We start from the raw sequence: 15531 nt of genomic DNA, 5'->3' as shown, positions 1-15531 counted from the left end.
TGACGAGCCTTTCCGGACTGGCGGACCACGGGACCAACCCCGGGGCACACACAGGACAATGCGGCCAACTCGTCCCTCAACTCGTCCATCGGCGACCCGGTCACCGGCGCTGCGCTGAAAGGGTGAGGCGAAGGTGCGGCGGATCGGCCCGGACCGCGCGATGGCGTAGACCGTGGGACAGCGTGCCCGGCGCCCCACGCACCGGACACCGGCAACCGTCCGCCGCCCAGGAAGGTGACCGCCCGCGATGCCCGGCCGAACCGACAGCTCCGCCGCCACCGACCGCCCCGACACCGCGGCCCCCGCCCCCGACACCCCCGCCGCCCGCGCCCCGCACCCCGCCGGCACCGCCCCGGCCGCCTCCACCGTCCGCCTCCCCGCCCTCCACGAACGCGGCGGCCTGGCCCGGCTGCTGCCCGCCCGCCCCCCGTTCGCCCGGCAACTGCGCCGGATCGGCCCCGGCCGCGTCCTGGAGATCGGCTGCGGCGACGGCGAAACCCTCGCCGCCTGCGCCCCCGGCAGCGTCGGCATCGACCACGACCCGCGGTCCGTCGCCCACTGCCGCACCCGCGGCCTCACCGCCTACACCGCCGACGCCTTCCTGGCCGGCCCGCACGCCCGCCCCGGCGCCTTCGACGCGCTCATCACCGCCCACGTCCTGGAACACCTCGACGACCAACAGGTCGAGGACCTGCTGCACGCCTACGTCCCCTACGTCCGGCCCGGCGGCGGCGTCCTGCTGATCACCGCCCAGGAGGCCGGCCACCGCGCCGGCCCCGAACCCGTCCGCTTCACCGACTTCACCCTGCTGCGGGCCTTCGCCGAAGCCGCCGGACTCGCCGTCCGACGCACCTACTCCCACCCGCTGCCCCGGACCGCCGGACGGGTCCTGCGCGCGAACTCCTTCGTCCTGGTCGGCCAGGTGCCCCGGGGCTGAACCGGACGGGCCCGGCACACCCCGCCGACCGACCCGCCCGACAGATCAGTCCCCCAGCTACCGCTGGGAGGTGCCCCCACCCCCCGACCGCCCCCGCGCCCGCACGAGCGCCCGGGTCACGATCGGCGGCAGAACATCCCGCGCGACCCGCCGCAGCACACCCCGCGGCGGCCGCGACACCGGACCCGCGGCGGCCGGCCGGGCCACCCCCGCCGCCTTCACCGCCGCCCGCACCGCCGGCCGCTCCGGCGCCTCGTGGCGGGACACCGGATGCGCCGGCTCCTTCGCCCCCTTGGCACTCAACCGCACCAGCGGCGCCCCGTTGACCTCCTGCACCTCGTGCCACACGTCACCGCGGCCGGCCAGCCACCCCAGCAGCGCGGTCCGGTACGGCTCCGGGTCCCCCCACGTGCCGTAGAACTTGGTGCCGCTGACACAGATCGGCCGCAGCCCGTGGTCCGTCACCGCCTGCCACGTGGCGGCGGCCACCCCCGGGCAGTGCTCGGCCCGGTAGTCGTCCATCACCACCACCCCCCGGTCGGTCAACAGCTCCCGCACCGCCAGGATGTCGCCGTGCACGTGCTCGTACAGATGCGACGCGTCGATGTGCGCGAACCGCACGCTGCCCGCCGCGACGTGCTCGCTCACCGAGGAGCTCAGCCCCTGCACGATGACCGGCAACTCCTCATGGAACGAAAGGTAGTTGGCCTCGAACGCGCGCCGCGTCAAGGTCGCGTACGACTTCGCCATCTCCCGGGAGTTCGAGGCGTCCTCGGCCGGCGAGTCGAACAGGTCGCAGACCGTGAAGCGCTCCTCCGGACGCAGCCGCGCACCCAGGAAGATCGCGCTCTTCCCCAGGTACGCGCCCAGCTCCAGCAGGTCACCCGCCACCGCACCGTCCTGCTGATGCCGCAGGAACCAGTCGAAGAGCAGCTGATCGGCGGTGAAGAACCACCCCTTGACCTCGGACAACCGGGTCGGGCGCGGCAGGTGGTCGGCACTCTGGTCTGCGGTCACGGCAGTCATGTGCGGTGCGTCTCCAGACGGTCGGGAATCGAGGGCGATGTACGACACGGGGGCGCGGCGCGGCACCGGAATCCGGCCGCTCGCGCGCAGGACCCCGGTCGCACCATGCGTTTCACGGAGCGGCGCCATCGTGGGGCAGCAACATGAACGGAAGGTGAGCGACGCCCCCGGCTCCGGTCATCTCCGCCACCCGACCGCGGACGGCCGCGGGGACGGCCGCGGCGGTCACCCCCGACCACAGCGGACACGCCCGACCACGGCGGACACGCCCGACCACGGCGACCACGGCGGTCACGGCGGGCGCGGTGCTCACTTCACCGCGCCCGCCATCACCCCCGACACGAACTGCCGCTGGAAGGCGAAGAACACGATCAACGGCACCACCATCGACAGGAACGCCCCCGGCGCCAACACATCGATGTTGTTGCCGAACTGCCGCACCTCCTGCTGCAACGCCACCGTGATCGGCGGATGCCCACTGTCCGCGAAGATCAACGCGATCAGCATGTCGTTCCACACCCACAAGAACTGGAAGATCCCCAACGACGCGATCGCCGGCCCGCCCAACGGCATCACCACCCGCGTGAACAACCGCAGCTCACCCGCCCCGTCCAGGCGCGCCGCCTCCAGCAACTCCCGCGGAATCTCCGCGAAGAAGTTCCGCAACAGGAACACCGCGAACGGCAACCCGAACGCCGTGTGGAACAGCACCACCCCGGCCGTCGTCTCGAACAACCCCACCGCACCGAACAGCTTCGCCACCGGAATCAGCGCCACCTGCACCGGCACCACCAACAGCCCCACCACCACCATGAACCAGGCATCCCGCCCCGGGAACTCCAACCACGCGAAGGCATAACCCGCCAGCGACCCGATCACCACCACCAACACCGTCGCCGGCACCGTGATCGCCGCCGTCGTCACCAGCGACCCCATCACCTTCCCGTTCGACAACAACTGGCTGTAGTTGTCGAACGTCAACTGCGCGGGCCGGGTGAACACCTGCCACCACCCCGACTCGGCGATCTGCGCCGGACTGCGCAACGACGACAGCAGCAAACCCACCGACGGCATCAACCAGAACAACGCCACCAACACCAGGAACACCCGCACCGCACCACCCCCGGTGCGCGCCGCGAACCGCGCGACCACCGACGGCCCACCACCAGCCCGCCGCCCCCGCGCACGGACCCCACGACCGGCCGGCCCCGCGGCCCCGTCCACGGCCGACATCGACGACGTCATCGACGGCGCTCCTTCCGTATCCGGCGCAGATTCACGTACATCACCGGCGCCACCAGCACCAGCAAGAACACCGCAATCGCACTGCCCAGCCCCTCGTCCACATCCGTCCCGAACGACGACTGGAACAACTGCAACGCCAACACATTCGCCGACCGCAGACTGGAGCCCGGCGCGATGATGTACACCAGGTCGAAGATCTTCAGCACATTGATCATCAGCGTGACCAGCACCACCACCAGCACCGGCGCCAACAACGGCACCGTGATCCGACGGAACACCTGCCACTCACCGGCCCCGTCCACCCGCGCCGCCTCCAACAACTCCCGCGGCACCCCCGCCAACCCCGCCGCGATCAACACCATCGCGAAACCAGCCCACATCCACACATAACTGCCGATGATCGCCGGCGTCACCAACGCCGGACCCAGCCAGTCCACCCCGTGGTACGCCGCCGCGAAATTCGCCGCCGGCAACCGCAACCGCGCCCCGACCGCCTCCGCCGCCGGCAACGCATACGTCCCGTCCGCCGCCGTCACCGCCGACGCCACCACCCGGCCGCCCTTCACCGCCTCCACCGTCAGACCGGCCAGCGCCTTCTCACCCGGATCGATGACGTTCGGCCGCCCCCCACCCCCACGGGTGAAATCCAGCCACGCCGTACCCGTCACCTGCCCCGGCCGCGACCGCGCCACCACCGCCGACCTCGCACCCCGCAGGTCCGACGACTGCACCGCAACCAACGGCAGATCCACCGGCGACCCCGCCCGCACCACCGACCGCGTGGTGAACGCCCCACCCCCCGACGGCCGAAGCTCCGCGTTCGGCCGCGGCTTGGCCCCCGGGAACGGCGCCGGCTCCGCGAACGTGTCATGCACCGACACCCACACCGCATTGGCCACCCCACGCTGCGGATCCTGGTCGTAGACCAACCGGAAAATGATCCCGGCCGCCAGCATCGAAATCGCCATCGGCATGAAGACGACCAACTTGAACGCTGTACCCCAACGCACCCGCTCGGTCAGCACCGCGAAGATCAACCCCAGCGCGGTGGACACCGTCGGGGCCACCACCACCCACACCACATTGTTCTTCAACGCCGTCCGGATGCCCTCGTCCGAGAACATCGCCCCGTAATTCCCCAACCCCACAAAACCGTTGCCGGACGCATCAAAAAAACTCCGGTACACCGAGAACCCGATGGGATACACCACCAACGCCCCCAACAGCACCAACGCCGGCAACAGAAACACCGCCGCGACCCACCACCGCGTCCCCGCCACCGCACGCCGCCGCCGCGCCCCGCCCCCCGCCGGCGGGCCCACCTCCGCCGCGACCACCGCCGCGTCCGCCCCTGCACCCGTGCCCGCATCGCTCATCGTCGACGAACCCCCGCTCCCGATCGAGGTACTTCACGCATCGAGGTGGCACACATACGGAGCCGGCTCACGTAACGGAGGCGACCCACGGGGGGAGGCGACCCACGGAGGGAGGCGACCCACTGAGGGAGGCGGCGCGCACCGCTCCACTGGCGCCCGCCCGCGCCCCGTCCCCGCGCCTCAGTGCCCGAACGACTTGGTCGCGTCCTGCTCCAACCGCTGCTGGGTACCCGCCACGTCCTTGGGGTTCTTCAGGAAGTCCTGCAAGTCCTTCCACTCGCCCTGCCCCGGCTTGCCACCGAACGAAGCGGGCGCCTGGTCGGACATGTCGAACCGGAAGCCGTCACCCGCCGCGATCAACGCCTTGGAGATCTTCCGCATCACGTCATCCCCGTACGCCGCCTGATCCAGCTCCTTGTTGGGCGAGAGGAAACCGCCCGCCCGCGCCCAGATCCCGGCCGCGTCCGTCGACGCCAGGAACGTCAGCAACGCCTGCGCCGCCTTGCCGTCCTTGAGCGCCACCGCCACGTCCCCACCGGTCACCACCGGCGACTTGGCACCCACCGCCGGGAACGGGAACACCTTCGCATCCGTCCCGATCTTCGCCTTCGTCTGCGCGATGTTCGCCGCCGCGAAATCCGCCGACGACACCATCGCCGCCTTCGGCGCGTCACCACCGGTGAACGTCTGCGTCACCGACGTCGGAAAGTCCGTCTGCAACGCCCCCGCATTGCCCCCCGACAACAACTCCTTACGACCGAACAACTGCCCCAACGTGGTCAGCGCCTGCTTGACCGAGGGGTCGGTCCACTTCAGGTCGTGCTTCGCCAACCGGTCGTACTTCTCCGGCCCGGCCTGCGAGAGATAGACGTTCTCGAACCAGTCGGTCAGCGTCCAACCGTCCGACCCACCCACCGACACCGGCTCCACACCCGACTCGGAAACCGTCTGCGCCACCTTCAAGAACTCCGGCCACGTCTTCGGCTCGGAAACCCCGGCATTCTCGAAAACCTTGGCGTTGTACCACACCAACGACTTGTTACTGGCCTTGAAATACACCCCGTACTCGGTGCCCTTGTGAGCCCCCAGATCCCGCCAGCCCTTGCCGAAGTTCTTCGCCAACTGCGCCTTGGCATCCGCCCCGAGCGGCTTGAGCCACCCCTTCTCCGCGAACTCGTTCAACACCCCGACCTGTTGGAGCAGCGCCACGTCCGGCGGCCCACCACCCGCGATCTTGGACCCGATGAAACCGGCCATGTCATCGCCGCTGGGCACGAAGTCGACCTTCGCCCCGGTGCGCTTCTCGAACTCCGCCAACACCTTGGTGAAGTTGTCCCGCTCGGCCCCCGTCCAGACCGCCGTCACCTGAAGCCGCTGCCCACTCAGCTTGGGCAACGCCACCGTAGGCGCCGCACCCCCACCCCCTTTCCCCGCCCCCTTCCCACCACTCCCACTCCCACTTCCACACCCAGCCACCCCAAGCGCCAACACCGCCACGGCCGCCACCACCCGCACAGCCCGCCCCCGCACCCCGCGCCCCCCAGCGTCAACACCACCCCGTCCTTCCCCCCGCCCACCCACCATCCGGCCGCTCGCCTTCCCACCGGTCACCATCCGGCCGCCCACCTTCTGGCCGCTCGCCGTCTCGCCGGCCGCCACCTGGCCGCTCGCCTTCCCACTGCTCGCCGTCTGGCCGCTCCCGGTGCCCGTCCCCGTACGGTCGACTCGTCTGCGCATCCCCGTAGCCTCTCCGTAGCCCCTTGACCCAGCGCCCGCGAACGGCCCCGCCCAGTGCAGTCGGGCCCCGCACGCTCACGCCGGCGCCGTGCCGCCGAACCGTTCCGCCTACGCCAGTGCCGTGATCACCGTGCCGTCGCGCCGTACCATCCAGCTGCGTGCTGCGTGCTGCGTGCTGCGTGCTGCGTGCTGCGTGCTGCCGCGCCGTCTGGGCGAGCGCCCGTGGTGCTGTGGTGCCGTGGTGCTGAGGCGCCGTGGTTGAGGCGCCGATGCAGTCGTACTGTGCGCGCTGCCGCTCCGTACGTGGCGCCTCACCGTGGCTTGCCGCTCGCTACCGCCCTTGTTGCCCTACCGGCCTTACCAGCTCTACCGGCTCTACCGCCCCGACCAGAGCCTGCCGGTCCCGCCGGAGTCGCATCCGCCCCACTCGCACCGGCGCTCACCCCAGCCGCGTCCGTGCTCACCCTGAGACTGAGACCGAGGCACGTGCGACAGTCCTACGCCCCCGCCACCGGCTCCGCAATACCGCCACCCACGCCAACTCCCCTTTCGTGATGGGCCTGTTACGGGCCATACCCTCCCGCCGACTCCGCCACCACCCAGCCCTCACCACCGGCTCGGGAACCACGCTTCGGCCCGTCTCCCGACCCCGCCACCACCCCACGGCCCCGCCCACCCGCCCGCGCAACAGCCCCACAACCCACGGCCCCCTCAGCCCACCGCAAGGCACACCGGCCACTGCGGCGCACACCGCCCGCCATGAAGCACACACCCGCAGTGGCGCCGTCACCGCAGGAACATCCGGCCCCCGGCCCCGAAGCGACCTCCAGCCTTGAACTGGCCCCAGCCTCGAACCGCTCCCCGGCATCGAACCGCCCCCGAAGCCGCCCCCCGAAGCCGCCCCCCGAAGCCGAACTGACCCCCGAAGAAGCCGAGCTGGCCCCCCAGCCCCGAACCGCCCCCCGAAGCCCTCCCACATCAGCCCGCAGCAGATCCCACACCGACGACCACCCAGGCCGCTAACCCCCACTGGCCCACCGAGGCCCCCTGGCCACCGAGGCCCCCTGGCCACCGAGGCCGCCCCAGCATCAATCGAATCGCCCTCAACGCCCCTCAGGAACGCCCCGACAGCCCGCAAGCACCCACAACGGCCTCAAGCTGCAACAACCGCCTTCAAGCACCCTCCGCCGCCCTCAAGCGCTCGCAATCGCCCTTAAGTGCCCACAGCCGCCCTCAAGTGCCCGCAACCGTCGTCAAACCAACGACCGCCCCGACGGCGCGCCCTAGGACTGTGCGGCCCGCTGCAGCGCGCTGGCCAGCAGGGCCAGGTCCGTCGGGCCGTTGCCCAGTTCCCGGAGCGGGCGCCGAGCCGGCGGGTCACCCATCCGCTGCCATTCCAAGGGCACGACGGTCGGCCGCAGCGTGGACGTACGGGGTATCCGCCCGGTCACCCGCCCCGCCTGGAACGGCGTGGACGTGCCGTCCGCCGCACGGTGCAGCCGCCCGCGGCCGGGCGGTACCGGCTCGGAGCCGGGTGGCGTCGGCTCGGACGGGTCGGTGGCGCCGCCCAACTGGATCAGCAGGGCGGCCCGTTCGGCGGTCGCGGTGCCTTCCGTGCGGTCCGGGTGGCCGGTGGCGGCTATCAGGTGCACGCCCAGTGCCGCGCCGTCCCGGGCCACCGCCTCCAGGGCGCGCACCACGGAACCGGCGGCCGGGCGGCCCGTACTGCCCAGCGCCGGGGAGACCAAAGCGTCGAAGTCGTCGACCAGGATGAAGAGCCGGGGCATGGGAGCGGCCGGTGGGGCGGCCGACTGAGCTGCCGCCTGCGATGCCGTCCGGCCAGGAGTGGCCGAGGCTGCCGAGGCTGCGGACGCCGCCGTGCCGGCCGCGCCTGCCAGGCCCGGCGCGCCGGTCGAGCCTGCGCTGCCCATCGGGCCCGCGGCGCCGGACATCCGATGGGTCGGCGCATCGCCGAGGGCGCCGGAGGGGCCGGGGGAACCGTGGTGGTTCGGGTGGTCGGGGTCCTGGCCCGGGGTGCCGGGGCGGGTGCGGAGGCGAAGGGTGCCTGTACGGGAGGGGTCCGCGGGGTCGGCCGGGGCGCCGCTGCGGTCTTCCTTGTTTCGGCAACGATTACGGAGAGTGATTTGTTCCTGGGATTCGTTACTCGTTGTGAATGCGAGGGGTGGGGTGGAGGGGGCGGGGGTGGCAGGTGAATCGGGTGAGGCGGGCGAGCCAGGTGTGGCAGGCGAGCCGGATGAGTTGGACGAGCCGGGCGAGCCGAATGGTCCCGATGAGGTGTGAGGGGCGGGAGGGGTGTGACGGGCCGGCGTGGCCGCGGAAGCGCCGGCAGTCGAACCACTCGCCGTGGAGGCGTTGGCCGCGGAGGCGTTTGCCACCGGGGCGCTCGATGTGCGGGCGCTCGATGTGCGGGTGGTCGAAGTACGGGCGCTCGTTGTGGCGGGGTTGGGAGTGAAGGTGCCGGGTGTGGAGGCGCTTTCGGTGGAGCGGCGAGGGGCGATGATGCGGGGGGCCGGGAGGTGCTTGGCGCGCCACTCGGAGAAGGGGGTGCCGGCCAGTATTTCGGCGCGCCGCTTCAGTTCGGAGGAGAGCGCCTGGGCGAACTCCCGCATCCGCACCGGGTCCGAGGCGGCCAGGTGCGTCGTGACGTGCGGCAGTTCCGTACAGACCCGCAGGCCCTCGCCGCGTTCGGTGCCGGCGCCGTCCACCAGTACCAGCGACAGTCGGTCCGGGCGGTCCGCGGCGGCCAGCGACGCGGCGAGGGACCGCAGCAGCTCGGTCTTGCCGGTGGCCGCCGCGCCCTCGACGAGCAGATGCGCGCCGTCGGCCGCGAGGTCGGCGACCACGGGGCCGTGCGGCCCGGCGCCCAGCACCGCGGCGGCGCTGGGCCGGTCGGTGTCCTGGGCCGCCGCCCAACGGGCCATCAGGGACGCGGGGGTGGCGCGGGCCAGGCCCAGCTCGTCCAGCAGGCGTGCCGAATCCGGCAGCGGTACCGCGGCGCGCGGCGCGGTCGGTCCGCCCGGGCCGCCGCCCGCTTCGGCCTCGCGCAGCGGCGCCAGCGCCCGGGCGAACCGCTCCGCCCAGGCGACCGAGACCGCGTCCACGGTCGCGACCGTGCCGTTCGGTCCCGAGCCCGGCTGGACCACCCGCAGGGCCGTCGCGACGTCGCCGCTGAGCACCGCCACCGCCCCGCACTCGCCGAACGCGGGTGACGCGTCGCGCGCCGCCTCGTACGTCGCGGCCAGCGGGAAGGCGGGGGAGGCGGCCGGGGTCTCGGCCAGGCACAGCACGTGGATGCCGGCCGCCGGGCCGCCGGCGGCCAGTCGTGCGGTGGTTTCGCGCAGCGTCGACGAGCCGGGGTCGCCGTCCACGATCAGCAGGGTGTACGGCCCCTGGTGGCGGGCGGCGGCGGAGGCCACCTCGGCGCGGTCGGCGCTGGGCCAGCCGGGGCCCAGTGGGCCGTCGTCCAGCCGGCGCACCAGTTCGGCGGTGCGGGCCGCGGCCTGCTCCTTGTCGTAGGCGAGCAGCAGGCGGCAGTCCTGGCCGCGGGCCGGGCGGACGTGCGGCAACCAGCCCAGCCAGGACCAGTCGGCCACCCGCTCCTCGACGGCGTGTGCCCGGTCGGTGCTGATCAGGACGATCTCCAGCGCCCCGGGGGAGTGCAGCGCGGCCAGCTGCGCGGCGGCGGACCGGGCCAGGCCGACGAGCCGTCCCCGCGGCCCGGCCAGCCCGAGGGCGCCGGCCCGGCGCAGTTCGACGGTGACGGGTGTGACGGTGCGGCCGCCGTCCCGCTCGGCCGTCCCCAGGCGGACGGTGAGTGCGTCCGGGTGTTCCGGGCCGCGCTCCCAGAGCCGGGGGCCGGGGCCGAGCGCGGTGAGCAGGACGGCGGCGGCGTCCGGCCAGCGTTCGTGGGCGGCCGGGCCGGCGGGGGCGGGGGTGCTGCCGGCGGCCGTGCGGGACGGCTCGTCGGTGGGTGCCGGCCCGTCGCCGTACGCCGTCTCGGGGGCCGGGTCGTGCGGCTCCTCCACTACGGGGCGTCCGCCGGCGAGTCGGCGTGCCCAGGCGCCGATGCCGCCGCGTCGGCCGGCCTTGCGGGTCACCGGGTCGGCCGGGACCAGGGATTGCTGTCCGCCGTGGGTCTGCCCGCCCGTGGGCGCGGCGCCGTGGCCGGCCACCGCCTCGTGGCCGGTGGGCGCCCCGTATTCCGCCGCGGGATGGCCCGGGCCGTTCCCGTAGGCGGCGTGCGTCGGGGCGTGGGGTGCGTCCGGTGCCCGTTCGGGGCCCGGTGCCGCGGAGCCGGGCGCCGTGGGGTCGTGCGGGCCCGGCCCGTATGCGGCGGGGTCGGGGGTGGGCTCCTGGTGGGGCGTGGCGGGTGCGGCGGGCGGGAACAGGCCGCCCTCCGCCGAGCCGCCCGGCCCCGGGGCGTGGGCCCCGGTCGCACCGAGGGGCCCGTCGGTGCCGAACGGGGCCCGGGCCGCCGGGGCGGGAACGCCGCGCAGCGGGGTGTCCCGGCGCCCGGATCCGGCGGCGGGCCAGTCCTCGGGGGTGAGGGTCGGCGGGGCGGTCATCGGTGGGGTGGCGCCGGCCGGGGTGGCGTGCTCGTGGCCGGGGGCTACCGGGCCGTTGCCACTGGCGTCGGCCCCCGGGTGGGCAGCGGCGCCCGTGGTGGTGCCGTACGGGTCGGCTGGGGCGGTGCGGGTGCCGTGCGCGCCGCCGTGCGTCGAGGGGTGGCCGGGGTGGGCGTACAAGGCGCCCGACGTGGTTGCTCCGGTGGCCGTCGCGCCGGGGCTCACCCGGCCGGGGGCGACCCGGAGGTGGCCCTCGCCGTCGGGAGTGGCGTTCAGGGCCGGGTCCGGGGTGTGGGGCGGGGACTGGAGGCGGAGCGCCGATTCGCCGATGCGGAGCAGGGCGCCGGGCGGCAGGGGGACGGCGAGGTCGTGGAGTTCGGTGCCGTCGACGGCGGTGCCGTTGGTGGAGCGCAGGTCGGCGACGTACACCGCGCCGTCGGGCTCGACCGTGACGGCGCAGTGCAGACGGGAGACGTCCGGGTCGTCCAGGGGGACGTCGGCGTCGGCGGAGCGGCCGATGCGGATCTGGCCGCCGTGCAGGAGGTGGACGCCGCCGGCGTCGGGGCCGGAGACGACGCGGAGTCGGGCGGAGCCGTGCGGCAGGCCGTGTGCGGGGGCGGGGCCGGGGCCCTGGAGGGAGAGCACCGCGCCGTCGATCAGGGGTGGCTCGCCGAGGGCGGCGCGCTGCGGGTCGAGCCGCTCGGCGCCGGCGTAGAGGACGACCGGGGCGCCGCTGCTGGTGCTGCCGACGTCCGCGCCGGTGCCCGCCACGGCCGCCGCGAGGGAGCCGGCCACCGTCGCCAGGGCGGTCCCGGCGGGGGCCGTCACGAGGACGTCGCAGGCCCGCGTGGTGTGGCCGCTGCGCGGCCCGAGGACGGTCAGCCGGATCTGCATCGCCGTCAACGGTCCCTTCTGCCGGGAATCCGGCAGGGGCTCCGCTCGCTCCCCCACCGCACCCCGGGCACGTCGGCACGGACATGTCCCATGCACGTCGCGACAGTGACCGCGCGCCCCCACCGCGTGCGTGCTGGGATGCATCCTCGCACCTGCCGCTGACAACACGCCCGCCGACCGCCCATTAATGATCTTGATTGGTCGGCGGCCGGCGGAAAACTGCCTGCTTACGCGCATCGAACCGGCCGATTTCGATCATCGGTTGCCAGGGAAGCGGTCGGTGGCGGACGGCACCCGGAGCGCTGAAGCGGGTTCCGGCCGTGTTGACGCGGACCCGGGAACACCGCGTACCGGCCGGGCCGGGAGGCGTTCCGAATCCGGGCAACCAACGACCCGGAACCGGCGTCTTCCCGAGGAGCCCTGCCCTGTCCGGCGCGCCGAAATCTTTGTGCGACGGCACTACAGTGGGGCGGACGGGCCGCGAGCTGACCCAGCGGGCCAGGCAAGGATCCCCACCACGACCAGGGAGCGCATGACGTGCGGCCGGTAGGCAGCAAGTACCTGCTTGAGGAGCCGCTGGGACGCGGCGCCACGGGCACCGTCTGGCGTGCCCGCCAGAGGGAGGCGGCGGGTGCCGAGGCCGCCGTCCCGGGGGAGCCCGGCGAAACGGTCGCGATCAAGGTCCTCAAGGAGGAGCTGGCGTCCGACGCCGACGTGGTGATGCGCTTTCTACGGGAGCGCTCGGTCCTGCTGCGGCTCACCCACCCCAACATCGTCCGGACCCGCGACCTGGTCGTCGAGGGCGACCTGCTGGCGCTCGTCATGGACCTGGTCGACGGCCCCGACCTGCACCGCTATCTGCGCGACAACGGCCCGTTCAGCCCGGTGGCGGCCGCCCTGCTCACCGCGCAGATCGCCGACGCACTGGCCGCCAGCCACGCCGACGGCGTCGTCCACCGCGACCTCAAGCCCGCCAACGTCCTGCTCGCCGGCTCGGACGGCAGCGGCGAGATGCACCCGATGCTGACCGACTTCGGCATCGCCCGGCTGGCCGATTCCCCGGGGCTGACCCGTACGCACGAGTTCGTCGGCACCCCCGCCTACGTGGCGCCGGAGTCCGCCGAGGGCCGCCCGCAGACCTCCGCCGTGGACATCTACGGCGCCGGCATCCTGCTCTACGAACTGCTCACCGGCCGTCCGCCGTTCGCCGGGGCGACCGCCCTGGAGGTGCTGCACAAGCACCTCGCCGAGGAGCCGCAGCGCCCCGCCTCGCTCCCCGAGCCGATGTGGACGCTCATCGAGCGCTGCCTGCGCAAGCGGCCCGAGGAGCGCCCCAGCGCCGAGAACCTGGCGCGCGGACTGCGCACCGTCGCGGCCGGCATCGGCGCGCAGGCCACCCCGGAGCAGGCCCAGGCGGCGCTGGGCGTCGCCGCACTGCTCGCCCCCGACCCGGACCCGGCCACGGTCCCCGGCACCGGTGACGGCTCCCAGGGGGCGGACGCCGCCGCGCCGACCCAGGTGCTGCCGACCAACGCGTCCTCCTACGACCCGGGCGCACCGACCAGCGTGCTGCCGTCCACCGGCGGCCTCGGTGGTCCCGGGGGGCAGGGCCCGGCGCCGACGCGTGCGATGCCGCCGGTGCCCCCGATGCCGGTGGGCGCGCCCGCCGCCGGTCCGCCGGAGCCCGAGGGCCCGCACCCGTGGGAGTCCCAGCTGCGGGCCGCCCGCGACCGCAACGACCAGACCCAGGTGCAGTACCTGGATCCGCAGGACGACCCGCTGCGCCGCCGTCCGCAACGCCGCTCGGCACCGCAGCAGCCGCCCCAGTACGGCGGGCAGCAGGCCGGGTACGCCCAGCAGCAGCAGCGGCCGCCGGCCCCGCAGCGGCGTCAGGAGCCGCCGCCGCAGCGCTACGAGCCGGCTCCGCCGCCCGCCCGGGAGCCGCGGCCCCGGCGCGAGCCGCGGCCGCGCAGCGCCAACCCGATGCGGATCCCCGGTCTGGGCTGTCTGAAGGGCTGCCTGTTCACGGTGCTGCTGTTGTTCGTGGCGGCCTGGCTGATCTGGGAGTTCACCCCGCTCCAGGAGTGGATCGGGACGACCAAGGGCTTCTTCCAGCAGCTCGGCGACATCTTCACCAGCGTGCGGGACTTCGTACAGAAAATCGGTGGCTGACGGCCCGTACGGACGGAGCGGCGGCGGCATCGTCTCTTTGTCGACTTCCGGCCGATGAATTCCCGGACAGAAGTGACGGTTGCCGCCATTGGGGGCACTGAACCCTCTGGCGCCCGCGTAGCTTTGACGCCAACCTCAGCCCCCGCAGGACGCTCGGGGGCCCGACACGTCGGAGCAGTCTTGGCACGGAAGATCGGCAGCCGGTACACCGCCCACCAGATCCTGGGGCGCGGCAGTGCGGGCACGGTATGGCTGGGCGAGGGTCCCGAAGGGGCCGTGGCCATCAAGCTGTTGCGTGAGGATCTCGCCTCCGACCAGGAGCTCGTCGGCCGCTTCGTGCAGGAGCGGGCGGCGCTGCTGAGCCTGGAACACCCGCGTGTCGTCGGCGTCCGCGACCTCGTCGTCGACGGCGCCGACCTCGCGCTCGTCATGGACCTCGTCCGCGGGACCGACCTGCGCACCCGCCTGGAGCGCGAGCGGCGGCTGGCCCCGGAGGCCGCCGTGGCCATCGTCGCCGACGTCGCCGACGGCCTCGCCGCCGCGCACGCCGCCCGGATCGTGCACCGCGACGTCAAACCGGAGAACGTCCTACTGGACATGCAAGGGCCGCTCGGCCCCGGTGGCGCGCACCCCGCGCTGCTCACCGACTTCGGCATCGCGCGCCTGGTCGACTCCCCGCGCAGGACCCTCCCCCAGCCTCCGACCGGGGGGACCACCCTCCCGCTCCGCTCGACCAAGGTCATCGGCACCCCCGACTACCTCGCTCCGGAGATCATCGAGGGGCTGCCGCCGCGCGCCTCGGTGGACGTCTACGCGCTGGCCACCGTCCTGTACGAGATGCTCGCCGGCTTCACGCCCTTCGGGGGCGGCCACTCCGGCGCGGTGCTGCGCCGCCACGTCACCGAGAGCGTCGCCCCGCTGCCCGGCATCCCGGACGAACTGTGGCAACTGCTGCTCCAGTGCCTGGCCAAAGCGCCCGCCTCCCGGCTGCGGGCCCCGGAACTCGCCGCCCGACTGCGGGAGATCCTGCCCGGTCTGGCCGGCATCCCGCCGCTGGACATCGACGAGCCCGGTGACGAGCAGCCGGCGGACGACCCGGAGGGCGTTCCCGCCGGCTCCCGCCAGGAGGCCCACTACTCGACGGCGGCGCCCGAAGGGCCGCCGCGCGGCGCGGTCCCCCTCGTCCAGGGGGCGAAACCGGACTCCAACCGGGAGACGCACACCAGCATGCGAGTCCCCGAGCCGGACGAACTGGCCGGCGGCGCGCACGGCACCGCCCGCGCCCCGCGGGCCGCGGGGGAGCGTCGGGCGGGCTCGGCCCGGCACCGTTCGTCGCCGGAGGCGGTGCGGCGCCGGCGGATCAAGGTGGGCGTGGCGGCCGCCCTGGTCGTCGTGGCGGCCGTGGTCGGCGGTCTGCTGGCCTCGGGCGGCGACGAGGGGGGCGACGCCACGCCTGGTGTGCACCAGCCGCACCGGGCCCGGTGACCTGGGGCCGACGCCGCCGGGGCGCCGGCGCGGGAACCGCGTGCGAGGCGGGCGGTGGGCCCGCGCGCCCCGG

At 73.9% G+C, this 15531-nt stretch carries 8 protein-coding genes; 3 read left to right on the top strand and 5 right to left on the bottom strand.

The window, feature by feature from the left end:
• Positions 1-247: 247 nt before the first annotated feature.
• Positions 248-937 (top strand): class I SAM-dependent methyltransferase, encoded by a 690-nt coding sequence (locus tag ACFVT2_RS30645; protein ID WP_390023046.1) that lies wholly within the window; start codon positions 248-250, stop codon positions 935-937.
• Positions 938-994: 57 nt separating this feature from the next.
• On the opposite strand, the gene ACFVT2_RS30640 is transcribed toward ACFVT2_RS30645, so the two are convergent.
• From ACFVT2_RS30640 to ACFVT2_RS30620, 5 genes are all read right to left on the bottom strand, one after another.
• The gene (locus ACFVT2_RS30640) at positions 995-1963 is read right to left on the bottom strand and encodes a class I SAM-dependent methyltransferase (RefSeq protein WP_390023044.1); all 969 of its coding nucleotides are present in this window, start codon (positions 1961-1963) and stop codon (positions 995-997) included.
• A 309-nt stretch (positions 1964-2272) separates the two neighbouring features.
• Entirely contained in the window at positions 2273-3208 is a 936-nt protein-coding gene (locus tag ACFVT2_RS30635; protein ID WP_390023043.1) for a carbohydrate ABC transporter permease, read from the bottom strand.
• Complete coding sequence (locus ACFVT2_RS30630; RefSeq protein WP_390023041.1) at positions 3205-4584, bottom strand: carbohydrate ABC transporter permease; 1380 nt, start codon at positions 4582-4584, stop codon at positions 3205-3207. The genes ACFVT2_RS30635 and ACFVT2_RS30630 overlap by 4 nt, the downstream gene beginning before the upstream one ends.
• A gap of 180 nt (positions 4585-4764) precedes the next feature.
• Positions 4765-6093 carry an ABC transporter substrate-binding protein gene (locus tag ACFVT2_RS30625; RefSeq protein ID WP_390023064.1) on the bottom strand — a complete coding sequence of 443 codons (1329 nt, stop codon included), beginning with the start codon at positions 6091-6093 and terminating at the stop codon, positions 4765-4767.
• A gap of 1511 nt (positions 6094-7604) precedes the next feature.
• Entirely contained in the window at positions 7605-11801 is a 4197-nt protein-coding gene (locus tag ACFVT2_RS30620) for an FtsK/SpoIIIE domain-containing protein (protein WP_390023063.1), read from the bottom strand.
• 537 nt (positions 11802-12338) lie between these two features.
• On the opposite strand from ACFVT2_RS30620, the gene ACFVT2_RS30615 reads away from it, so the two are divergent.
• Complete coding sequence (locus tag ACFVT2_RS30615) at positions 12339-13973, top strand: serine/threonine-protein kinase (RefSeq protein ID WP_390023039.1); 1635 nt, start codon at positions 12339-12341, stop codon at positions 13971-13973.
• Between the two features lie 180 nt (positions 13974-14153).
• Positions 14154-15458, top strand: a complete 1305-nt coding sequence (locus ACFVT2_RS30610) for a serine/threonine-protein kinase (RefSeq protein WP_390023037.1) — start codon at positions 14154-14156, stop codon at positions 15456-15458.
• Positions 15459-15531: the final 73 nt, after the last annotated feature.

The sequence above is a fragment of the Streptomyces sp. NPDC058000 genome (assembly GCF_042886435.1).
In the GTDB taxonomy this organism is placed as follows: Bacteria; Actinomycetota; Actinomycetes; order Streptomycetales; family Streptomycetaceae; genus Streptomyces.
The sequence above is the reverse complement of the archived record's forward strand: the minus strand, read 5'-3'. Positions and strand labels throughout refer to the sequence as shown.

Coding starts and splice junctions, on each gene's coding strand:
- ACFVT2_RS30645 (WP_390023046.1), top strand. CDS start 248: ATGCCCGGCCGAACCGACAGCTCCGCCGCCACCGACCGCCCCGACACC.
- ACFVT2_RS30640 (WP_390023044.1), bottom strand. CDS start 1,963: ATGACTGCCGTGACCGCAGACCAGAGTGCCGACCACCTGCCGCGCCCG.
- ACFVT2_RS30635 (WP_390023043.1), bottom strand. CDS start 3,208: ATGACGTCGTCGATGTCGGCCGTGGACGGGGCCGCGGGGCCGGCCGGT.
- ACFVT2_RS30630 (WP_390023041.1), bottom strand. CDS start 4,584: ATGAGCGATGCGGGCACGGGTGCAGGGGCGGACGCGGCGGTGGTCGCG.
- ACFVT2_RS30620 (WP_390023063.1), bottom strand. CDS start 11,801: ATGCAGATCCGGCTGACCGTCCTCGGGCCGCGCAGCGGCCACACCACG.